Annotated in this window: 19 protein-coding genes and 1 pseudogene; 13 read left to right on the top strand and 7 right to left on the bottom strand. The window is 58.4% G+C overall.

Annotated elements, in window-relative coordinates; all coding sequences use genetic code 11:
* Positions 1 to 60 precede the first annotated feature (60 nt).
* The 3 genes from rbcL to A3L02_RS05670 all read left to right on the top strand — a co-directional run bounded on the left by rbcL (position 61) and on the right by A3L02_RS05670 (position 2,826).
* The gene (rbcL, locus tag A3L02_RS05680) at positions 61 to 1,395 is read left to right on the top strand and encodes a type III ribulose-bisphosphate carboxylase (protein WP_088863023.1); all 1,335 of its coding nucleotides are present in this window, start codon (positions 61 to 63) and stop codon (positions 1,393 to 1,395) included.
* A gap of 94 nt (positions 1,396 to 1,489) precedes the next feature.
* Positions 1,490 to 2,071, top strand: a complete 582-nt coding sequence (locus A3L02_RS05675) for a thymidine kinase (protein ID WP_088863022.1) — start codon at positions 1,490 to 1,492, stop codon at positions 2,069 to 2,071.
* Positions 2,072 to 2,229: 158 nt separating this feature from the next.
* A complete protein-coding gene (locus A3L02_RS05670; RefSeq protein ID WP_088863021.1) occupies positions 2,230 to 2,826 on the top strand; it encodes an ArsR/SmtB family transcription factor in 597 nt (198 codons plus the stop codon).
* A gap of 34 nt (positions 2,827 to 2,860) precedes the next feature.
* Here A3L02_RS05670 and A3L02_RS05665 read toward each other — a convergent pair whose 3' ends face one another.
* A complete protein-coding gene (locus tag A3L02_RS05665) occupies positions 2,861 to 3,064 on the bottom strand; it encodes a 30S ribosomal protein S17e (protein ID WP_054833970.1) in 204 nt (67 codons plus the stop codon).
* A gap of 133 nt (positions 3,065 to 3,197) precedes the next feature.
* On the opposite strand from A3L02_RS05665, the gene A3L02_RS05660 reads away from it, so the two are divergent.
* Positions 3,198 to 3,617 (top strand): DUF371 domain-containing protein, encoded by a 420-nt coding sequence (locus A3L02_RS05660; RefSeq protein ID WP_088863020.1) that lies wholly within the window; start codon positions 3,198 to 3,200, stop codon positions 3,615 to 3,617.
* On the opposite strand, the gene A3L02_RS05655 is transcribed toward A3L02_RS05660, so the two are convergent.
* From A3L02_RS05655 to A3L02_RS05635, 5 genes and pseudogenes are all read right to left on the bottom strand, one after another.
* Positions 3,601 to 4,530: a DUF835 domain-containing protein gene (locus A3L02_RS05655; protein WP_088863019.1), complete on the bottom strand. Its 930-nt coding sequence runs from the start codon at positions 4,528 to 4,530 to the stop codon at positions 3,601 to 3,603. The genes A3L02_RS05660 and A3L02_RS05655 overlap by 17 nt on opposite strands.
* Positions 4,531 to 4,561: 31 nt before the next feature.
* Positions 4,562 to 5,044, bottom strand: a pseudogene (locus tag A3L02_RS05650) (glycoside hydrolase family 130 protein); the annotation flags it as partial.
* A gap of 246 nt (positions 5,045 to 5,290) precedes the next feature.
* Entirely contained in the window at positions 5,291 to 5,737 is a 447-nt protein-coding gene (locus A3L02_RS05645; protein ID WP_449353737.1) for a glycoside hydrolase family 130 protein, read from the bottom strand.
* Positions 5,709 to 7,571, bottom strand: a complete 1,863-nt coding sequence (locus A3L02_RS05640; protein WP_088863018.1) for a glycogen debranching N-terminal domain-containing protein — start codon at positions 7,569 to 7,571, stop codon at positions 5,709 to 5,711. Before A3L02_RS05640 ends, A3L02_RS05645 begins: the two co-directional genes overlap by 29 nt.
* Positions 7,568 to 9,046 carry an L-fucose/L-arabinose isomerase family protein gene (locus A3L02_RS05635; RefSeq protein ID WP_088863017.1) on the bottom strand — a complete coding sequence of 493 codons (1,479 nt, stop codon included), beginning with the start codon at positions 9,044 to 9,046 and terminating at the stop codon, positions 7,568 to 7,570. Before A3L02_RS05635 ends, A3L02_RS05640 begins: the two co-directional genes overlap by 4 nt.
* A gap of 83 nt (positions 9,047 to 9,129) precedes the next feature.
* Here A3L02_RS05635 and A3L02_RS05630 point away from each other — a divergent pair, with 83 nt between their 5' ends.
* Entirely contained in the window at positions 9,130 to 10,080 is a 951-nt protein-coding gene (locus A3L02_RS05630; protein WP_088863016.1) for a carbohydrate kinase family protein, read from the top strand.
* Here A3L02_RS05630 and A3L02_RS05625 read toward each other — a convergent pair.
* On the bottom strand, positions 10,059 to 11,201 hold the full coding sequence (locus A3L02_RS05625) for a glycosyltransferase family 2 protein (protein WP_088863015.1): 1,143 nt from the start codon (positions 11,199 to 11,201) through the stop codon (positions 10,059 to 10,061). The two genes, A3L02_RS05630 and A3L02_RS05625, sit on opposite strands and share 22 nt — an antisense overlap.
* Positions 11,202 to 11,290: 89 nt before the next feature.
* Between A3L02_RS05625 and A3L02_RS05620 the strand changes: the two genes are divergently transcribed.
* The 8 genes from A3L02_RS05620 (at position 11,291) to A3L02_RS05585 (ending at position 19,931) form a co-directional block, all read left to right on the top strand.
* Positions 11,291 to 12,304 carry a Gfo/Idh/MocA family protein gene (locus A3L02_RS05620; protein ID WP_204247179.1) on the top strand — a complete coding sequence of 338 codons (1,014 nt, stop codon included), beginning with the start codon at positions 11,291 to 11,293 and terminating at the stop codon, positions 12,302 to 12,304.
* Complete coding sequence (locus A3L02_RS05615; RefSeq protein ID WP_088863013.1) at positions 12,301 to 13,314, top strand: Gfo/Idh/MocA family protein; 1,014 nt, start codon at positions 12,301 to 12,303, stop codon at positions 13,312 to 13,314. The genes A3L02_RS05620 and A3L02_RS05615 overlap by 4 nt, the downstream gene beginning before the upstream one ends.
* Before the next feature lie 119 nt (positions 13,315 to 13,433).
* Entirely contained in the window at positions 13,434 to 14,762 is a 1,329-nt protein-coding gene (locus A3L02_RS05610) for an ABC transporter substrate-binding protein (RefSeq protein ID WP_088863012.1), read from the top strand.
* 12 nt (positions 14,763 to 14,774) lie between these two features.
* The gene (locus A3L02_RS05605; protein ID WP_088863011.1) at positions 14,775 to 15,626 is read left to right on the top strand and encodes a carbohydrate ABC transporter permease; all 852 of its coding nucleotides are present in this window, start codon (positions 14,775 to 14,777) and stop codon (positions 15,624 to 15,626) included.
* A complete protein-coding gene (locus tag A3L02_RS05600; protein ID WP_088863010.1) occupies positions 15,623 to 16,456 on the top strand; it encodes a carbohydrate ABC transporter permease in 834 nt (277 codons plus the stop codon). Before A3L02_RS05605 ends, A3L02_RS05600 begins: the two co-directional genes overlap by 4 nt.
* 9 nt (positions 16,457 to 16,465) lie before the next feature.
* The gene (locus A3L02_RS05595; protein ID WP_088863009.1) at positions 16,466 to 17,569 is read left to right on the top strand and encodes an ABC transporter ATP-binding protein; all 1,104 of its coding nucleotides are present in this window, start codon (positions 16,466 to 16,468) and stop codon (positions 17,567 to 17,569) included.
* 9 nt (positions 17,570 to 17,578) lie between these two features.
* Positions 17,579 to 18,592 (top strand): TrmB family transcriptional regulator, encoded by a 1,014-nt coding sequence (locus tag A3L02_RS05590; protein WP_088863008.1) that lies wholly within the window; start codon positions 17,579 to 17,581, stop codon positions 18,590 to 18,592.
* Between the two features lie 19 nt (positions 18,593 to 18,611).
* Positions 18,612 to 19,931, top strand: a complete 1,320-nt coding sequence (locus tag A3L02_RS05585) for a glycerate kinase type-2 family protein (protein WP_088863007.1) — start codon at positions 18,612 to 18,614, stop codon at positions 19,929 to 19,931.
* Positions 19,932 to 19,981: the final 50 nt, after the last annotated feature.

Below are 19,981 nucleotides of genomic sequence, written 5' to 3'. Positions count from 1 at the left end.
TGCACCATAGCCTTTTTATAGGGGTTGGTGCAACATAAGATTTACCCGGGAGGTGGAAGCATGGTGGAGAAGTTCGATAAGATATACGACTACTACGTGGACAAAGGCTACGAGCCGAACAAAAAGCGTGAGGTGGTGGCGGTTTTCAGGGTCACCCCCGCGAAGGGTTATAGCATCGAGGCGGCCGCGGGGGCCGTGGCTGCAGAGAGCTCCACGGGGACTTGGACGACGCTCTATGAGTGGTACGAGAGGGAGAGGTGGGAGAGCCTTTCGGCCAAGGCCTACGACTTCCACGAGATGGGCGACGGTAGCTGGATCGTGAAGATAGCCTACCCGCTCGACATCTTCGAGGAGTTCAACATGCCGGCCTTCCTCGCGAGCATCGCCGGGAACGTCTACGGCATGAAGCGTGTTGACTGGCTCCGCCTCGAGGACATCTACCTGCCTGAGAGGTTCCTCCGCGATTACCCCGGCCCCGCTTTTGGAATCGAAGGGGTGAGGAAGAAGCTCGAGATCTACGACAGGCCTCTCTACGGTGTCGTCCCAAAGCCCAAGGTCGGTTACTCTCCGGAGGAGCTCTACAAACTCGCCCTCGACCTGTTCTCCGGAGGGGCGGACTACCTCAAGGACGACGAGAACCTGGCGAGCCCGTGGTACAACCGCTTCGAGGACAGGGTTGAGGTCGTATCGAAGGCCATGGAGAAGGCCGAGAGCGAGACCGGCGAGAAGAAGACCTGGTTCGCCAACATAACCGCGCCGCTCCTCGAGATGGAGCGCAGGCTCGAGATCCTCGCCGACTACGGTGTTCCTCACGCCATGGTCGACATAGTCGTCCTCGGCTGGGGAGTCCTCGACTACATCAGGGAGCTGGCCGAGGACTACGGCATAGCCCTCCACGCCCACAGGGCCATGCACGCGGCCTTCGACAGGAACCCGAGGCACGGCCTCTCGATGTTCGTCCTTGCCAAGCTCGCGAGGGTCGTCGGAGTTGATCAGATACACATAGGCACCGCCGGGGCCGGAAAGCTCGAGGGAAGCAAGTGGGACGTCATCCAGTACAAGAGGGTGATCACGGAGAACCACTACGTGCCGGAGGAGAACGACCCGTTCCACATGGAGCAGAGGTTCTACCACATGAAACCCGTCTTCCCGACCAGCTCTGGCGGCCTGCACCCCGGAAACATAGAGCCCGTCATAGACGCCCTCGGGAAGGACATCGTCCTCCAGCTCGGCGGTGGAACGATGGGGCACCCGGACGGACCGAAGGCCGGAGCGATGGCGGCGAGACAGGCCATAGACGCCATCATGCAGGGAATCCCGCTCGACGAGTACGCCAGGTCCCACAGGGAGCTCGCGAGGGCCCTTGAGAAGTGGGGCCACGTGACTCCTGTCTGACGCGACAACTTTTCTCCTTCCTTTTCGTCTTCCGTCCAACTTCCCGGCCGGAGGAGATTTAACGGCCCGGGCCTTTCCTCTTCCGGTGGGGATCATGGTTCATCCGGGAGGTTTTCTTGAGGTGATCACGGGCCCGATGTTCGCGGGAAAGACGACGGAGCTGATAAAGAGAATCGAAAGGCAGATGTTCGCGAAGAGGAGGGCGGCGCTGTTCAAGCCGAGCGTGGACAACAGGTATTCCGAGGACGAGGTCGTCGCCCACAACGGTTTGAGGTACGAGGCCTTCGTCGTCCCGACGGACGAGAGAGGGGTTCAAAAAATCGTGGAGGTAACGAAACGGGAAGGCTACGAGGTCATAGGCGTAGACGAGGTTCAGTTCTTCCCGATCTCCATCGTGGACGCCCTTGAAACGCTGGCGGACGAGGGCGTTTACGTGATAGCGAGCGGGTTGAACCTGGACTTCAAGGCTGACCCCTTTCCCGTTACGAAGGAACTCCTGGTGAGGGCCGACAACATAGTTTACCTCACGGCGGTTTGCACGATCTGCGGAAGACCGGCGACGAGGAGTCAGAGGCTGATAGACAGAAAACCGGCCCCAAGAGACTCTCCGGTCATCCTCGTCGGGGGGAGGGAGAGCTACGAGGCCCGCTGCCGGGAGCACCACGTCGTTCCGTAATCTTCTTTATCTTTTGGGTGTTTCTCATTGAATTTTCCCCGGATTCTTAAGGTTCACCCGATGTGGTCTTTGATTTGGGCGCCGTTTAGACCTCGAACCGACCGAAAAGCTTAAAGCGATATTTTCTTACATCAGGTTATGGAAAGGGGGGTGAGAGTATGGAGTCAAATAAGAACCTGGGGAGACTGCTCGACATACTCGGAAACGAGACCCGGAGGCGCATACTCATCCTGCTCACGAGGAGACCCTACTTCGTGAGCGAGCTCAGCCAGGAGCTCGGGGTTGGGCAGAAGGCCGTGCTCGAACACCTCCGGATACTCGAGAGTGCGGGCCTCATAGAGGGAAGGACCGAAAAGATACCGCGCGGCAGGCCGAGGAAGTACTACTCGATAAAGCGCGGCTTCCGGCTCGAGGTTCTGCTAACGCCCTACATATTCGGCACGGAGATGTACGAGCCTAAGGCCCCGAGGAAGACAGAGGAGTACGCTCAGGCCAGGGCGCTCATAAAGTCCACCGAGCCGGTGGAGGCCAAGATCGCAGAGCTGTTAACGTTCCTGGCGGAGGTACAGGACAGGATAGACGAGATCATGAGGACAAAGCAGGAGCTGGAGGAGGTCCGCCTCCTCACCGAGACCTACATCGAAAACCTCTTCAGGCGAATGGCCCGGGAGGACGAGAGGGAATTCGAGAGGCTCCTGAGGGAGTTCCGCCCCAAACTCCCGAGGAAGGTACTCGAAGACCTCGAGGGCCTTTAGGAAGGAGCTTAAAAGGGAATAAACCTTAAAGGGCTCAGAGGATCTTGCCCTCTTCCTTCATCCTCACGAGCTTGGTTATGTACCCGGCTATCCTGTTCCTTATGGTCTTGCTGGTGACGTTGGTTAACTCCTCAACCTTCTTCTTGTTGTGCTCGAAGTCCCGGCTGAACTCGTTCGGATAGCGGTCGAACAGCTCGCGGGCAGTTCTCTTGATGAACATCTGCTTGATGTTTCCCATGATCAACCCCCCATCAGCTTGACCCTTACAGCCGTAACTCACATAATGGGAGGCCTTTTAAAGGTTTTCCCGGGCCGGCGGGAATAACCGCCCATCCCGGAAATTTATAAACTCCCGACGCGTATCCCCTGCCATGCTGAGGGAGGTCATCCGTTGCAGGGGCCACGAGAACGTCAGGGCCACGCACAAGTCCACCCTCGAGTTCACGAAGGAGGACTACCTCACGCCGCGTGGCGACTGCATACTCTGCGTTGGGGCGGACAGGGGTATAAACGACCTCAGTGATGAGTTTAAAGCGGCTCTGAAGGCGGGAAGGAAAGTCTTAATCAGGATAAGGGTTGGTGATCTGGTGGACGAGGTCATCGCCGAGGGGAGCCCGGGGCTTATCCTCAAACACGATTACTCGATGGTGATCAGGAAGAGCGGGTACATCGACGCCAGAACCCTCGCGATAAGGGCGAACAAGGCCGCGAGGGATATCGACAGAAGGATCGTGGAGCTCCTCAAAAAACCGGGGACCGTCGCCGAAGTCGAGCTCATAATCCCTGAGTAGTCGTCCCCTCACCGGCGCTTTCTTCCCTGTTCTTCTTTTCCTTGTTTCCCGGTTTCTCTATCTCCCCCCGGGAAATGACACCGAAGAGGGCTACCCTTTCCGCGTCCGTTAGCACCTTATCGATGTTGAACGGCGGCAGTTCCCTCCTCAAAATCGAGAGCTGGGTTTTTTGCAGGGTGTCCTCCTCGATTGCGACGATGAGCGTTGACCCTGTCAGTATCATGTAGTCCCTCAGGGCGGAGAGGAGTTTCATAACGCTCCTGAAGTCGTTGTACAGCAGGAGGTGCTCAAGGCCATCGAGTATCACGAGCACGCCCCCACCTTTTTCCGAGGTAAACCTCATTATCTCTCCCTGGAGGACGTGTAGTTTGGAGGGGTCGATGGAGTCCGGGGCGCCTATGCGCGTTATCCATATCTTCCTGTCGAATTCGGGGCATCCTCCGGCCTTCGTGTTCCTACCCACGTAGAGGGTCGCGGTGGCGAAGTTGCAGATGGGTTTAATTCTTGGAAGCTCCGATGCCGGTATCGTAAAGCCCCCCGCGGGTAGGGGGTTTTTCTTGGATTCCTCAGGGGAAGGTACGGAGGAGAACTCGGGGATCCGGGGCCTTTCCCCGCCCCCGAGTTCGCGGAGGAGTCGTAGGTAGGTGAAAATGGCGAACAGCATGGTAACGTAGGCGAGCGTGAAGAAAGCTGCCATGACCCACCATATCCTGAGGCCGGTTGCCGACTCGACAACAACCCCGAGGCTCCCTATGGTGGAGAAAACGCTGGAGGTCATGGCCAGGTACGCGAGTCTCCTTGATAGGGGGGTTTCAAGGATCCTGAGGTACTTCAATGACAAATACGTAGCAACCATTGACATGGAGAGTACAGCACAGCCTGCGATAAGACCAGGGATGTTGTGTACGCTCATCAATTCCCCTCTTTGAGGGTCCGTCACGTCCCTATTTAAGACTTGCGGGCACTACCCTTCCCATAGCGAGGCCCACGTACCTGTCCGCGGCACCGTAGTAGAGGTGGAGCTTCCCTCCGCGCTCTATCATGGCCTCCGCAAAGACCACGTTGTCCACCCACCCGTGCCGCTCCCAGTCGAAGGTCGGTTTGAGGATAGGTTTTTCTGTTCTCCAGACAAGCTTTCTGGGATCCTCCCGGTCAAAGAGGGCCGCGTGGGTGTAGTAGACGAGCTTTCCATTCTCATTAAAGGCCTCGCTGTGTATCAGGAGTATCCCATCCTCTGTGAGGACTGGAGCCGGCCCGGGCTCCACGAGGTAACCCCTCGGCCCCATAACCGGCTTTGGATCGTACTCCCAGTGGAGGAGGTCCTTCGAATACGCCAGCCAGACGCTGGAGTCCCCGAAGTACATGATGTAGTGACCTTTAAACGGCCCCGACTTCATCCTCTCGGGCAGTACTGCCCCGCTCTTCGTCCAGTCGGTAACGCCGTTCTTTGGGAAGGGGAACCGTTCTGGTTAGCCGTAACTTTTGTAAATATTGTTACGGTTAACCTTCCCTCCTCAGGCTTCATTGGAGGGCTTTCGGGGGGAACGGGCACTCCCCACATCTTCGCCACAACCCCCTCCCCAGTCCCCATTCGGGCTTAAAACCCCACATATCGGGGACATCAATAGTTAAACACGGAGCCATTTAAAGTTTTTTGAAAAAAACAAAAATATTCAAATGTTGTGATAGCTACTATTTAGAGAACAGCCCTCAAAAACGACCCCGCGCTTCTTCCAGTTCAGGAGGTTCTTCGAGGTGGCGATGCAGAGTCTGGCCGTTTTTCCGTCGTAGCCCGTATAGGTCATGTGGTACGTCTTTCCAACCCTCACGACGCGTGGATCTTCAACGCCGAGCCTCTCCCAGCCGTACTCGGGTTCCATAACCGGTTCTGGATGCCGGATGAAATTAACCCCGTCCCTGCTGAGCGCCAGTCCGATCCTCCCGGTTATCCCCTCCCCCTTCGCCTCCGCGCGGTAAAGCATGACCACCTTTCCCCTCCTCTCGACCACCGCGGGGTTGTAGGTGTTCTTCGAGTCGAACCCCTCCTTCGAGGGGGAGAGAACGGGCCCCGGGAGTTTCTCGAATCTGAACTCATAAACGCCTAACTTCCGCTCCGCCATCCACGACCACCGAGTATCTCCTTCCCCTGAACCGAACTCCCCTCAGGATTACCCTCATGCCCTCGGCCGGTTTAACCTTGAGTTCGTCTCCGCTTTCCATTCCCAGCGAGGCCGTCAGGAACGCGAAGACGCTCGCCGCGCTCCAGGCCTGCGGCGAGTTGGCCCTCGGGACGGGAACGAGATCGTCCAGCCCGCTGTAGAGCTCCGGGAGCTCCTTCCAGGGCATCAGTTTCGCCGCCGCGAAGACCCGTTCCATGAGCTCCCTCGCGAGATTGGCCTTTCCTATCCTCGCGAGGCCCAGCGCTATCAGAGCGTTATCGTGCGGCCATACGCTCCCGCGGTGGTAGCTGAAGGGGTCGTAGGCCCTCTCCCCGGCGCTCAGGGTCCGTATTCCATAGCTGGATAGCATGTCCGGCTGGAAGAGCCTCTCCACGATTTCCCCCTCGTGCTCCGCTATCCCCGTGAGGAGGATGTGCCCCATGTTCGACGATACCGGCTTTAGCGGTCTCCCATCGCCGTCCAGCGCGAGGGCGTAGTGGGAGCCGAGCCAGAAGTCGCGGTTGAACCTTTTCCTGAGCCGCTCTGCCTCGGTTAGAAGCTCCTTTTCGTCGAGCTCCGTCAGCCCGAGCTCTCCCGCGAGCCTGAGCGCCCAGTGGGCGTAGCCCTGCACCTCGACGAGCGCCACGGGCGGTTTCGGCGGATTTCCATTTTCGTCGACTATCCCGTCCCTCGAGTCCTTCCAGCCCTTGTTGCCGAGTATCCCGGGAACGTAGGTTACGTAACCCTCATCGAGCTTTCTCAGTATCCACTCCACGGCGGCCGTGAGGTTCGGCCTTAGCTCCCCTATCAGGTCTTCGTCCCCCGTCCAGCGCAGGTACTCTCCAGCCAAGGCCACGTAGAGCGGGGTGGCATCGACGGTGCCGTAGTAGGGCGCGAAGGGAACCCTCCCCGACTGGGCGAGCTGTCCGAGCCTGAACTCGTGGGGTATCTTCCCCGGCTCTTCCTCGTTCTCGGGGTTGTTCCGTTTCCCCTGGAGCCGTCCGAGGAGCCTCAGCGTGCCGGCGGCGTATTCCGGATAGTAGGGCAGGAGGAAGAGCGAGGTTACTATCGCGTCCCTCCCGAAGGGGCAGGCGAAGTATGGAATTCCGGCGAGGGGAACCGGCCCGAAGCGCGTGAAGAGGGTGAGGGCGTTTATGTTCTCCACGGCCCTCTCGAAGATCCCGTCGATTGCCGGCGAACCGGTGAAGGCAACGTTCCCTATCCACTCCCTTTCTTCACCGAGCATCCCCGAGACCTTGTCCTCGATGCCAGGAACGAAGCGAACGTGTAGCGTGGCCTTCCCGCGGGGAGGTATCCTGAGCTCGGCCCTCAGGACGTTTCCCTCCCGCTCCATGTTGGTCTCGACGGTCAGGCTTCTCCTTCCCGCGGGGCTCTCTCGAACGTACCTCCCGTCCGTCGGGGCCATTGCTTCCTCGCCCTTCAGCCCCATGAAACCCCTGACCTGGAATACGTCCTCGATGGGTGCCTCGTAGGAGTACCTAACCCGAACCTCCAGCGGCCCGTCGGATGTGTTGTAGAAGGACAGCCTCTCCCCGTAAGTCCCGTTCAGCGTTCTCACTCTTACGAGAACTCCCCTCCCGCCGAGGGAGAAGTGGGAGACCGCCGTTGTGAACGTCGATGAGGCCCCCATGAACTCCGGCCCTGGGGATACCTCCAGCTTGACCTTCCTGACGAAGCGCGTGTCGAGGAGGTAAAAGCCGTCGTAGACTCCGCCCATGTCCCCCCTCTCATCGCTCAGGACGAAGGCCCCGTTGGACGCCAGTATCGTCCTCATTGCCCTCCCTCGAGGAAGGATTTCACCTCTCGCCTGTCTCCAAGGTCCACCGCCCTTATCCCCCATAGCCTCGCCACGAACCTGAGCTCCCCGGTGTAGTCGCCCGGAACGAGCGAGAGGTGGTTGGCGCCCATGGCCGAGATGAAGGTCTCCTTGTCGAGGGGGTTCCTTACGGCGGTGTGCGGCCATTGCTTGCCCCACTTAAGCTTTGACTCCAGCTCTTCGGTTATCTCCACCCCCTCGGCGAGGAAGTAGAGCAGGTAGTGTTCCCCGCCGCGTCGTATCAGCCTGGCCACGGTGAACTTCCCGGGTGGCGTTCTGTACGTCAAAGCGCCACCGCTCTTCCCCTGGCACTGCCCTTGGATTAAAGTGGCCCCAAGGTTCTCCTCGGGGTCATCGCTCAGCCTCGCGTAGTAGAGCGAGGAGGCGCCGCAGTTGGCTATTAGAACTATCCCATCGTCCACGTACTTTATATCGCCAAAGAGGGGCGGTTTACCGCTCAGGTAGAAGAGCAGGGCCGAGCTTATCGTCCCCTTTACGTCGCCCTCGCACGTCGCGGGAACGACCTCCTTCTCGCCCTCTGCATCCACGTTGAACGGGAAGAACGCTGGAATCAGGCAGGGGGTGACGCCGTAGACCTCGCTCAGCTCGGGCTGGCACTTTACGGAGACGGCCGAGATTTCACCGTGTTCCCCCCAGCTCTCCTTCGCGGCCAGATAAAGGGCTATCTGCTTCTTTAACACCCCGGGCGTCAGCATGCGGCCGTCGAACTTAACCTTAACCTTCCCGTTCAGCCAGTCGTAGAATCCTTCCACCCGTTCTTCCTCACCCGAGAGCAGTTCCTCGGCCTTCCTCACGAGAACGTACTGATCGAGGATTACGAAATCGCCAACGATCCTCTTGAGCCCAGGCAGGTCGTCCATCAGGTGCTCCATCCCGAGGGTGTAGGGGGCTCCCCACAGGAGGAGGGACTTCCTCGAGAGCTTCGAGACGGCCTCAGCCGCCCGTGCCCAGGCCTTGACCTTCCCAACGTCCCCCTTGATGCGGACGTGGTTTAAAGCGTACTCGTTAACCGCGCTCTCCCAGAGGGAGGCGCCAACCGAGGTCACGCACGTCGTCCCAGCCCATGCAGGGTCGTCATCGGCGTAGAGGAGGACGGGCCTCTTGGCTTCCCTCACCATCGCCGTGACGAGGTTGCTCTCGGTCCAGTGCCAGAGGCCTGCTATCACCCCGCTCGCGCCCTCTCCTGCTATCATCTTTCCGGCTTCAAAGGCCCCCTCCATCGAATCCACGCCGAAGTTCCTTCCGGCTTTGAGGGCCTCGTACTTCCCGAGCCTCCCGTTGACGTCAAGGACCTCGAAACCCTCCTCCCTTAACTCCTCCACGAGTCCGGAATGCTTCTCCATCAGGGCCCGCTCGCGCTCCTCCGAGAGGGCCGTCGGTCTGGGATCGGTGAAAGTAAGGACGGCTATCATGGGAAACACCGGGGAATGTTGGCGAAAAAGCATATAACCGTTGCGTTGTAAACCACCCTCAATGGTTGCATCCGGTGATGGGAATGATGGTCTCCATCGGCGAGGTCCTCATAGACTTCATAGCGCTCCAGGAGGGGAGGCTGAGGGAGGTGAGATCCTTCGAGAGGCACCCCGGCGGTGCCCCGGCTAACGTGGCGGTCGGCCTCTCGAGGCTCGGCGTTGAGAGCGCGCTGGTGAGCAAGGTCGGCGACGACCCCTTCGGGGACTTTCTGCTTGAGGAGCTCCGCAACGAGGGCGTGAGAACTTACATTCCCCGGGATGGGGAGAGGCACACGGGCGTGGTCTTCGTCCAGCTGATAGGGGCGAAGCCGGAGTTCATACTGTACGACGGCGTTGCCTACTTCAACCTGAAACCGGGGGACGTTGACTTCTCCGTCCTTGAAAACGCCGAGGTTGTTCACTTCGGGACCGTGCTCCTCGCGAGGGAGCCCTCCCGCTCGACGCTCTTCGGGATTTTGCGGAAGCTCAAGGGGAAGGTTATGCTGAGCTACGACGTCAACCTGAGGCCCGACCTCTGGCGCGGAAGAAACGGGGAGATGCTCCGGGACGTTGAGGAGGCCCTCAGACTGGCTGATGTGGTCAAGCTGGGGGACGGTGAGCTGGAGTACCTGAGGGGCAACGGGATTGAGCCGGAGAACTTCAATCCATGGCTGATGGCGGTAACCTCCGGCGAGAGGGGTAGTGAGCTGGTTGGGGAGTGCTGCAGGGTTCGTGTTCCGGCCTACAGGGTTGAGCCCCTCGATACCACGGGCGCGGGGGACGCGTTCATGGCCGCCCTTCTGGCGGGCCTCTATCATTCAAACCTGCTCGGTAAAATGGAACTCGATGAGGAAAGCCTGAGGAGAATCGGCCGCTTTGCCAACCTCGTGGCGGCCCTCTCGACCACCCGCAGGGGGGCGTGGAGCGTTCCAAAGATGGAGGAAATAATATTGATGAGGGAGGTGAGGGGGCTCTACCAGCGCTCCAGCAGGTAGTCCTTCTCCTCGAGGAAGACCTTTGCCCTCTTCTCTATCAGCTTTTCCGCCTCGAGCGTGCTCATCTCCGCGGTTTTCCTGACGAAATCAGCAGTCTTGGCGAAGTAGAGCGGGACAAGGGGTTCGGCCTCGCTGAGGATTCCTTCCTTGTAGGCCACCGCCCCGTCGTAGAGGACGTGGCTCCAGAGTTCGTCGTCGAACTCGAAGGTTCTCAGGGCTTCCTTCACCCCCTCGAGTGTCTCCCGGCTCAGGGCCTTTCTAAGAACGGCCTCGTGCTCGGTGAAGAGCTCCTTTGCCCTCTCCTCCAGGAGCTCCAGCGTCACCCTCACCGGCTCCGGCTCGCCCTTCTCCAGCTCCCCGAAGACAGGAACGGGCTCTATGCTCCTCACGTCCTTCCATCTATCCTCGTATTTCTCCATCAGCATGAAGAGCGTTCCGACGACCTGGTTGAACATGGGGCCCAGCGACGCGGCCGGGTCCTTGGGGTCGTGTATCTTCATGCCGAGAGCCGCCTGGGTCACCTTAAAGCCCCTCGCTATGGCCGTCGTGGTCAGGAATATGTCGACGCCGAAGCGCGCCACGTGGGTCTTCCAGACCTCCTCGTCCTCGAGGTAGGCCTCCATGAGCTTCCTTCCTATCCCGAAGTCGCCCCCTATCGGCTGTCTGACGTTCCTGCCGTAGAGCGAGGCGGTCATCGGGTAGGCTATGTTGTTGGTTATCGTGCCGTCCCACTTGTGCCTTATGTAGAGCGGTGCCACGAAGTCGTACCCCTCCTCGATGGGTCGGGCGAGGCGGTCTATCCACTCAGGGGTTATGCTCCTCAGGTCACTGTCCACGAACACTATTGCATCGGCGTCCCTTCCGAGGGCGAACTCCATCAGCTCCTTCATGGCGCTGCCCTTGCCCGGGATGGGCCACCTGTAAACGAAACTGTGAACCTCAACACCGGCCGGGACTTCCGTTTTCAACACGGCTTCCCTCGTCCCGTCGGTGCTTCCACCGTCGGCGTTGACGACGATTCCCCCGCCGAAGTACTTCCTCAGCCCTTCGGCGGCCTGTTTAACGACGAAAGAGATGGTTCCCGCGTTGTTGTAGCTTGGAATTCCAACGACGACCCTCATCGTCCTTCCACCCTCCTTAAGTTACAACCATTTAGAGTGGTTTATTTTGAAAAGGGTTATATACCTTTCGACCGTATTCCGTTCAGGCGATGTCCATGAAGCTGAGGGTGGGAGTGATAGGCTGCGGGAACATATTCAACCTCGCCCACAAGAGGGCACTGAAAGAGATAGAGGGCATTAAGGTCGTTGCGTGCATGGATATAGACACCACCAGGGCCCGGGAAGGCGCTAAGGCCCTCGGGGCGAAGGCTTTCACGAACCTCGACGAGTTCCTTGACCTCGACCTCGACGTCGTTGAGGTGCTGACCCCGACGTACAGCCACGCTGAGCTTGCCGTCTCTGCCCTCAGGGCGGGGAAGCACGTGATAGTCGAGAAGCCGATAGCACTAACCGTCGAAGAGGGCGAGAGGATGATAAGGACCGCGGAGAAAGAGGGCTTGCACCTCTTCGTTGGCCACGTGAGGCGCTTTGATAAGAGATGGATTCAGATGAAGGAGGTCATAGAGAAGCGCAACGTCCTTCCGGTTCACATCAGGAAGGCCGAGGTTCAGAACCTTCCCTTCCCGAAGGACTACTGGTACTGGGATGAAAGGAAAAGCGGCGGCGTCGCCGTCGACCTCGGCGTTCACGTCACCGACTTCCTGCGCTGGTTCTTCGAGAGCGAACCGGTGAGCGTCTACGCCGTTGGCAAGGCGATAAAGGAAGAGGCAAGGGCAAACGGAACCTTTGACCACTTCTTCATGATGATAAGGTTTGAGGGTGAAAAGACGGGCATAGCCGAGGTCAGCTGGGCTTACCCGTATCCAGCGCGCTACGGTGTGTTCTACCACCACGTGGACATTATCGGGAAGAACGGCAGGATACGTTATACCCCTATGGACACCCCCGTCGTCGGCGTCGCCAAGGCCAACTTCGAGATGCCCCGCTTCTCACCGCTTCTCTCGACGTTCCCAGATGCCTTCGAGCGCGAGCTGAGGCACTTCTTCAACTGCATCAAGGGGAAAGAAGAACCGGTGGTTACGGCTGAAGATGCCCTTATTGCGCTGAAGATCGCCGAGAAGGCCAAGGAGAGCGCCCGGAAGGGGGAGGTGGTTGAGATATGAAGAAGCTCAACTTCGGGGTAATAAGTTACGCCCATCCGCACGCCCTCCGTTTTGCTTCAGCGATAGCTCAAGGCAAGGGGACGAAGCTCGTGGCCATTTCCGGCGACGGCTCGAATTCCGACGTCGCCCGGGCGGAGGCGAGGAGGTACGGTGCGAGGTTCTACGGGGACTACGAGGTCCTCCTGAGGGACGAGAATGTGGAGGCGGTCTACATCGCCATAGAGACTTATCGGCATAAGGAGATCGCCGTAAGGGCCGCCGAGGAGGGCAAGCACATCCTCCTTGAGAAGCCGATCGCCCTCAACCTGAAGGACGCGGACGAGGTCATAAAAGCGGCCGAGAGGGCCGGCGTCAAGCTTATGCTGCCCTTCAACCCGCGCTTCACAGACCCCCTGAGAAAGGCCCGGGAAATGCTCGATGCCGGCGAGATAGGCCCCCTCGAGTACGCCCAGACCATCTCCGAGAACGTCAAGCCGCCGATATTCCTCCAGGGGCTTGACATGAGCTGGTTCCTGGACGCGAGGAAATCCGGTGGTGGCGGCTTCATGGACACGGCCCCCCACGGCGTCGACTCCCTTCTCTGGCTGACCGGTGACGTTCCAAAGAAGGTCTACGCGGACATCGGTTCCAAGGTGTACGGCTTCCCCGTGGACGACATCGGAACGGCGGTTCTCGAGTTCAGAAACGGTGTTCTGGCCGTCCTCACCGCCGGCTGGGGCAACCCCAAGGGCTACTCCTACGGCATCGAGATGAAGTACTACCTCGTCGGAAGGGAGGGTTTCCTTGACATAAGAACGGCCTACCCGGATTTCACCGTTTATCAGGACAGGGCTGAAAAGATCTACTGGGACAGGCCCGATGTGAGGGGAATAGTGGACTCATTCACCACGGCCGTTCTCAGGGATACCGACGTTCCAATAACGGGTGAGGACGCCAGGAGGAACCTCGCGATAATCCTCGCCGCCTACGAGTCCTCCCGGACGGGGAGAACGGTGAGGCTCGACCTCTAAGAACTTTTACTCTTTTGTAAATACAACCACTTTCAGTGGTTTTAAACGCAAATCTTATAAACATCGTCCACGTAAATCCCTTGAAGTACCTTACTGGATGAATGTATCGGGTGATGACCATGAAGAGACTGTTTGGGCTTTTGCTGGTCGTCGTTGTGGTTTTTGGAGTGGTGGCCAGCGGATGCATAAGCGGTGGGGGAGAGACCACCAGTGAAACCGGCACGAGCAAAACGACCACTGCGACCGAGAAAGTAACCTTGACCTGGCTTTCAACCCAGCTGACCCCGCCCGAGGAAAGGGCCTTCGTCCAGCAGACCCTGCTGAAGGGCTTCACGGACGAGACAGGTATAAATGTTAACTTCGTCCCGGTCTCGTACACGGACATGGTTACGAGGCTCGATGCAGAGGAGAAAACGGGGAAGGTAACCATCGACGTCGTGGGTGACCTTCACGGCGGTATGGACTACATGGCATCCAAAGGCTGGCTGATGGACCTGAGCGGCATGCCCAAGCTCGAGGGCAGGACCTTCATAGGCACCTTCGAGAAGTACTCCGTCATTAACGGAAAGAAGGTCTACGTTCCATGGATGAGCGCCACCTACGTTATGGTGGTCAACAAGGAGGCTTTCAAGTACCTCCCCGACGGACTTACAGAGGATGACGTCATGAAGGGAACCGACAAGTGGACCTACGACGCCTTCCTGGCGTGGGCCAAGAAGCTCAAAGATTCCACGGGCCAGCCACAGGTGGGCTTCCCGGCCGGGCCGAAGGGACTCTTCGTCAGGTTCCTCCACGGCTACATCTACCCGAGCTACACGGGCTACCAGGCCAAGGAGTTCGACAGCCCGGACGCCGTTACGATGTGGAACTACCTCAAGGAGCTCTGGCCCTACGTCCACCCGTCGAGCACCACCTGGGACGCGATGAGCGACCCGCTCCTCAAGGGAGAGGTTCTCATAGCCTGGGACCACACGGCGAGGATTAAAGACGCCATAACCACGAAGCCCGACCAGTTCGTTGTCGTCCCGGTCCCAAGGGGACCCAAGGGAAGGGGCTTCATCGTCGTTCTCGCGGGCCTCGCCATACCCAATAACGCCCCGCACAAGGACGAGGCGTGGAAGCTCATAGACTACCTCACCAAGCCGGAGACCCAGATTAAGGTTCTGGAGAAGGTCGGTTTCTTCCCGACCGTCAAGGAAGCGAGTGGAAAACTGCCCGAGGGACCGCTTAAGATACTCGCCGAGGGCGTTACGGCTCAGTCGAGCACCTCCGACGCGTTAGTGGCCATGATTCCGAACCTCGGGTCAAAGGGTGGTGACTTCAAGGACATCTACAGAACGGCATTCGAGAGGATAGTTCTCAACGGAGAGGACCCGGCGAAGGTCACGAGCGAGCTCAAACCGAAGCTCATAGGCCTCTTCACCGAGGCCGGCGTGGAAGTTCCATGACGGAGGGTCTCTATGGAGAGAAGGTCCCTCCTCCCATACCTTTTAATTTTGCCTGCGTTCGCCTATCTGTTGTTCTTTGTGGGATACCCCCTGGTTCAGGCCCTTTACCTCGCGTTCACGAAGAACGGTGCCTTATCCCTCGATACCGTCCGCAGGACGGTTAATAACTACTACTTCTGGAGCGCCCTTAAGAACACGATAGCCCTCGCGGCGGTTATAGTCCCCATTCAGGTTGCCCTTGCCGTGGTTCTTGCCCTCCTCTTGAATAAGGCGTTCAAGGGCAGGGATCTGGCGATATACGCCCTTGTGATACCCCTCACGATAAGCGATGTTGCGTCGGGTCTAATATGGTACTCGATGCTCTCCCCCTACGGCTTTCTTAACAAGTTTCTGATGAACATCGGCCTTACGAGTCACCCCATATACTTCTTTGGGTATCAATACCGGACGAGGGAGTTCTTCGTCATCGTGCTCTCCGAGATCTGGAGGTCAACCGCGATAGTCTTCGTCATGATACTGGCCGGCCTTCAGATGATAAGCAAGGACTACCTCGAGGCGGCCGAGGTCTTCGGGGCGAACTACTGGACCAGGCTCAGGAGGATAGTGCTTCCCCTGCTGAAGCCGAGCATCCAGAGCGCCCTGATAATAAGGACCCTCTTCGCGATGCAGATATTCGGTGTCGTGTGGATCCTTGCGGGCAGGGACGTCCCCGTTCTAGCCGGTGAAGGCTTCTATCAGCTCATGGAGATCAAAGACTACGGGGTTGCGTCGATATACGCCCTGGTTATAGCGGGTCTTTCCCTCCTCCTGGGGATACTGTACGTGAAGTTCCTTAAGGCCGAGTACCTGGAGGTGAAGACATGAACGACGAGACGAAGTACGCCCTGAAGAAGGTGGGGTTCTACACCGTCATCTTCGTCGTGGTCATATGGATAATCCTTCCCCTGATAGTGGCCTTCCTCTACGGCTTCACAACGAAGGCCGACTACTACGACCCCAACAAGGTGATACCCCACCATTTCACGACCGAGTACGTCAAAACCCTGCTCTTCACGCTCGGCGCATGGGACGGAATAAAAAACAGCGTGATAGTCGCGACCCTGACCATAATCATAAGCTTCATACTCGGCATACCAGCGGGCTATTCGATAGCCAAGTTCATATTCCCGGGAAAGGACACCATAAAGCTCTCAATAGTGGCCCTGAGGATGTTCCCGATCCCCATCATGACGATACCCCTCGTTGTCCTCTACATCAGACTGCACCTTGCGGACACGCTCCTCGGTGTCGCCCTCGCCCACACCGCGATGGCGCTTCCGTTCGTGGTTCTGATAACCTCCAGCATCTTTGCGGGGGTTTCCAAAGAGTACGAGGAGGCGGCGATGGTCTTCGGGCTTACCCGCTTTGGCTCTTTCCTTAGGATAACCCTTCCGCTGGCCCTGCCGGGTCTGGCGGCCGCCGCTATGTTCACGTTCGTGATGTCCTGGAACGAGGTCTTCGTGGCGTCCGTCCTCACCCTGACCCACAGAACCCTTCCCGCCCAGATACTCTCCATAATGGCGGGTTCCAGCGGCGGCGCCGCCCCCGACTACTACAAGTTCGCGGCGGCCTTCATAATGACCCTGCCGTCTATGATATTCATATTCTTCGCCAGAAAGTATCTTGTGACGATGTGGGGTATAACACTCAAGTGAGGTGTTGGTATGGTGGAGGTTAAGCTCGATAGGATAACGAAAAGGTTCGGTAACTTCGAGGCGGTTAAGGAGTTAACCCTCTCGATAAGGGATGGGGAGTTCCTCGTGCTCCTCGGGCCGAGCGGTTGCGGAAAGACGACAACTTTGAGGATGATATCCGGCCTTGAGACGCCCACGGAGGGGAGGATATACTTCGGTGACAGGGACGTTACCTACCTGCCCCCCAAGGACCGGAACATCTCTATGGTCTTCCAGAGCTACGCCGTGTGGCCCCATATGAAGGTCTTTGACAACATAGCCTTCCCCCTCAAGGTGAAGAAGTACCCCGAGGACGAGATAAGGCAGCGCGTCAAGTGGGCCGCGGAACTGCTCCAGATAGAGGCCCTGCTCGATCGCTACCCGGCCCAGCTCAGCGGAGGTCAGAGGCAGCGCGTCGCCGTCGCGAGGGCGATAGTGGTAGAGCCCGACGTTCTGCTGATGGATGAGCCCCTGAGCAACCTCGACGCGAAGCTAAGGGTTACGATGCGTGCGGAGATAAAGAAGCTCCAGACGAAGCTGGGCGTTACGACGATTTACGTCACCCACGACCAGGTCGAGGCAATGACGATGGGCGACAGGATAGCGGTTATGAACCAGGGTAGGTTACTTCAGGTGGGGCCCCCGACGGAGGTCTACCTCAAGCCCAACTCCCTCTTCGTGGCGACCTTCATAGGCGCCCCCGAGATGAACATCCTCGATGCCAGCCTCGTTGAGAACGGGGGAATAGCCCTCGAGGGCGACGGTTTCAGGATTCCCCTGCCAGGGGACCTCAGGGAGGTTCTGGGCGATTACATCGGGAAGGAAGTGCTGGTGGGTATAAGGCCCGAGCACATGACGGTTAAGGGCGTATCCCGGCTGGAGCACGTCACGAGGAGCGCCGAGATCGAAGGGGTCGTCGACTTCATAGAGGCCCTCGGAACGGACACCATAGTGCACGCTAAGGTCGGAGGGAACATCATCAAGATAAAGCTCCCCGGCCACATACCCATACCCCTCGGGGAAAAGATTAAAATAGAGGTTGACCTTGACAACCTCCACGTCTTCGACAGGAGCACCGAGAAAGCGATAATCTGAGGTTGGGCTATGGACGAGAGGGAGATAAAGTCCCTGCTCAAGGAACTCGGGCTGAACGAGTACGAGGTTAGGGCATACCTTACCCTTATCAGAAACGGTCCCCTAACGGCGGGAGAACTGGCGACGCTCTCCAAGGTTCCCCAGCCCAGGATATACGACGTGATAAGGACGCTGATGGCGAAGGGCTTCGTGACTACGAGTGAGGGGCGGCCGAAGCAGGTCGTTCCAATCAATCCAAACAACGTCATGAACGCCATGAAGAGGCGCTACACCGAAAAAATAGACGCCCTTAAAACGGCCCTGGAAAAGCTATACACCCCAAAGGGAGAAATCGGGAGCGTCACGGTCGTTAAGAGCAGGATAACCCTCGAGGATTACATCCGGCAGGCCATAAAGAGGAGCAGATTCCATCTCAGCATTGCGGTTCCCCATGAACTTCTCGGGGGGCTCGAGAACGACCTCATGAAGAGGAAGGATTCCATCAGGGTAAACCTCTTCGTCTACGGCGGGGAGGATGTACCGCCCCTTGCGACGGAGATCCGTGTGCGCGAGGTTCCCGACCCCATAATCGTGATCCAGGACAGGGAGATGGGGGTTTACCTGCCCTACGAGGCCCTGACAACAGGTAACTCCCTCCACGGCTATGGACTGGTAATCCAAGACAACAACCTCCTCTTCATGCTCGACCGCTACTTCTACCACGCCCTCTGGCCCACCGGAAGGGTCGTTTACAGGGAGAACAAACCCCTCAGCCTCCCGAAGGAGTACATACACATAAGGGAGCTCGTCTCCGACCTTAGGGAGTTTAAGCTCCAGAACCCCTGTGTGGAGGTCTTCGGTCGCTTCGTTAGATCGGGGAAGCCGGTTCATCTCGTGGGGAAAATCGTGGACTTCTACGAGGACGAGGGCAAGGTCATCTCAAACGTCACCGTGGAGACGGAGGACGGCAAGAGGTACGTCGTGGGCGGCTGGAACGCCTCCCTCGAGGACATCGAGGCCGATCGCATCGTTCTATTCGGGTAACCTTTGTTGAGGTGAGGTTATGGACGCCAGAAGGGTTGCCTTAGAGATCATGCGTGCCGCCATCGAAAGCGCCGACCCCTACCGGGCGGTGAGGCGGAACCTGAAGGTAAACGAAAACCGCCTGACGGTCCGCGGTGAGGAGTTCGAGGTTAAGGGGAAGGTTTACCTCCTCTCCTTCGGCAAGGCCGCCTGCCCCATGGCGAGGGCCGTCTTCGACCTCCTCGGCGCGAGGATAGCGGAAGGGGTGATAGTCACCAAGTACGGCTACGCCCGGAACTGCCCCAAAATGGAAAAGCTGAAGGTTATCGAGGCGGGGCATCCCGTTCCCGACGAGAACTCCATGCTCGGTGGAAAACTCGGCCTCGAACTTGCCAGAAAGGTCGGGGAGGATGACGTCCTAATAGTCCTCATCTCCGGCGGCGGTAGCGCTCTCTTCCTCCTTCCGGAGGAGGGCATCAGTTTGGATGATAAGATTCGGACGAACGAGCTCCTCCTCAGGAGCGGGGCGAGGATATACGAGATAAACACCGTGAGGAAGCACATTTCAGCCGTCAAAGGGGGCAAACTGGCTAAGCGCGTGAAGGGGAGGATCATAAGCCTCATCCTCTCCGATGTGGTCGGCGACCCCCTCGAGGCAATAGCGTCGGGTCCGACGGTTAAGGACCCCACCACATTTGAGGACGCCTTCAGGATCCTGAACCTCTACGGCGTCTGGGATCAGCTCCCGGAGAGCGTTAGGAGACACATCGAGCTTGGACTCAGGGGAGAAGTAGAAGAAACCCTCAAGGAGGATCTCCCGAACGTCCACAACTTCATAGTCGGGAGCAACACCCTCGCCTGCGAATCGGCTCTGAAAAAGGCAAGAGAACTCGGCTACAACCCCCTGCTTCTGACCACGACCCTCGAGGGGGAGGCCCGGGAGGTGGCCCTCGCCCTTGGCTCGATAGTCCAGGAAATAGCCAGGTACGACCGCCCCGTTCAAAAACCGGCGGTCCTGATAGCGGGAGGTGAGTGGACGGTAACGATAAGCGGGGAGGCGGGCCTCGGCGGGCCGAACCAGGAGTTCGCGCTCAGCGTGGCGAGGAAGATAGCGGGACTGAACGCGGCGGTTCTGGCCGTTGACACCGACGGAACGGACGGTCCTACGGACGCCGCCGGTGGAATCGTTGATGGAGAAACCCTCGAGAGGCTTAAGGAAGAGGGGGTGGACGTGGAGAAGGCACTGAGAAACCATGACAGTTATCGCGCACTCGAAAAGGCCGGCGCGCTCCTCAAAACGGGCCCGACCGGAACGAACGTTAACTCGCTTATCATAGGGGTGGTTCCGAAGAACTTCTGATTTTTAATTTTCTTTCAGGTGAACTCATTAACCTTTCTCCACGGAGGGAG

Origin of the sequence: Thermococcus celer Vu 13 = JCM 8558 (assembly GCF_002214365.1) — an archaeon.
Taxonomy (GTDB): domain Archaea; phylum Methanobacteriota_B; class Thermococci; order Thermococcales; family Thermococcaceae; genus Thermococcus; species Thermococcus celer.
This window is presented reverse-complemented; position numbering and strand designations above follow the sequence as displayed.

What these genes read in the sequence shown, in the direction of transcription:
- rbcL (WP_088863023.1), top strand. Translation starts at nt 61, where the DNA reads ATGGTGGAGAAGTTCGATAAGATATACGACTACTACGTGGACAAAGGC.
- A3L02_RS05675 (WP_088863022.1), top strand. Translation starts at nt 1,490, where the DNA reads ATGGTTCATCCGGGAGGTTTTCTTGAGGTGATCACGGGCCCGATGTTC.
- A3L02_RS05670 (WP_088863021.1), top strand. Translation starts at nt 2,230, where the DNA reads ATGGAGTCAAATAAGAACCTGGGGAGACTGCTCGACATACTCGGAAAC.
- A3L02_RS05665 (WP_054833970.1), bottom strand. Translation starts at nt 3,064, where the DNA reads ATGGGAAACATCAAGCAGATGTTCATCAAGAGAACTGCCCGCGAGCTG.
- A3L02_RS05660 (WP_088863020.1), top strand. Translation starts at nt 3,198, where the DNA reads ATGCTGAGGGAGGTCATCCGTTGCAGGGGCCACGAGAACGTCAGGGCC.
- A3L02_RS05655 (WP_088863019.1), bottom strand. Translation starts at nt 4,530, where the DNA reads ATGAGCGTACACAACATCCCTGGTCTTATCGCAGGCTGTGCTGTACTC.
- A3L02_RS05645 (WP_449353737.1), bottom strand. Translation starts at nt 5,737, where the DNA reads ATGGCGGAGCGGAAGTTAGGCGTTTATGAGTTCAGATTCGAGAAACTC.
- A3L02_RS05640 (WP_088863018.1), bottom strand. Translation starts at nt 7,571, where the DNA reads ATGAGGACGATACTGGCGTCCAACGGGGCCTTCGTCCTGAGCGATGAG.
- A3L02_RS05635 (WP_088863017.1), bottom strand. Translation starts at nt 9,046, where the DNA reads ATGATAGCCGTCCTTACTTTCACCGATCCCAGACCGACGGCCCTCTCG.
- A3L02_RS05630 (WP_088863016.1), top strand. Translation starts at nt 9,130, where the DNA reads ATGATGGTCTCCATCGGCGAGGTCCTCATAGACTTCATAGCGCTCCAG.
- A3L02_RS05625 (WP_088863015.1), bottom strand. Translation starts at nt 11,201, where the DNA reads ATGAGGGTCGTCGTTGGAATTCCAAGCTACAACAACGCGGGAACCATC.
- A3L02_RS05620 (WP_204247179.1), top strand. Translation starts at nt 11,291, where the DNA reads ATGTCCATGAAGCTGAGGGTGGGAGTGATAGGCTGCGGGAACATATTC.
- A3L02_RS05615 (WP_088863013.1), top strand. Translation starts at nt 12,301, where the DNA reads ATGAAGAAGCTCAACTTCGGGGTAATAAGTTACGCCCATCCGCACGCC.
- A3L02_RS05610 (WP_088863012.1), top strand. Translation starts at nt 13,434, where the DNA reads ATGAAGAGACTGTTTGGGCTTTTGCTGGTCGTCGTTGTGGTTTTTGGA.
- A3L02_RS05605 (WP_088863011.1), top strand. Translation starts at nt 14,775, where the DNA reads ATGGAGAGAAGGTCCCTCCTCCCATACCTTTTAATTTTGCCTGCGTTC.
- A3L02_RS05600 (WP_088863010.1), top strand. Translation starts at nt 15,623, where the DNA reads ATGAACGACGAGACGAAGTACGCCCTGAAGAAGGTGGGGTTCTACACC.
- A3L02_RS05595 (WP_088863009.1), top strand. Translation starts at nt 16,466, where the DNA reads ATGGTGGAGGTTAAGCTCGATAGGATAACGAAAAGGTTCGGTAACTTC.
- A3L02_RS05590 (WP_088863008.1), top strand. Translation starts at nt 17,579, where the DNA reads ATGGACGAGAGGGAGATAAAGTCCCTGCTCAAGGAACTCGGGCTGAAC.
- A3L02_RS05585 (WP_088863007.1), top strand. Translation starts at nt 18,612, where the DNA reads ATGGACGCCAGAAGGGTTGCCTTAGAGATCATGCGTGCCGCCATCGAA.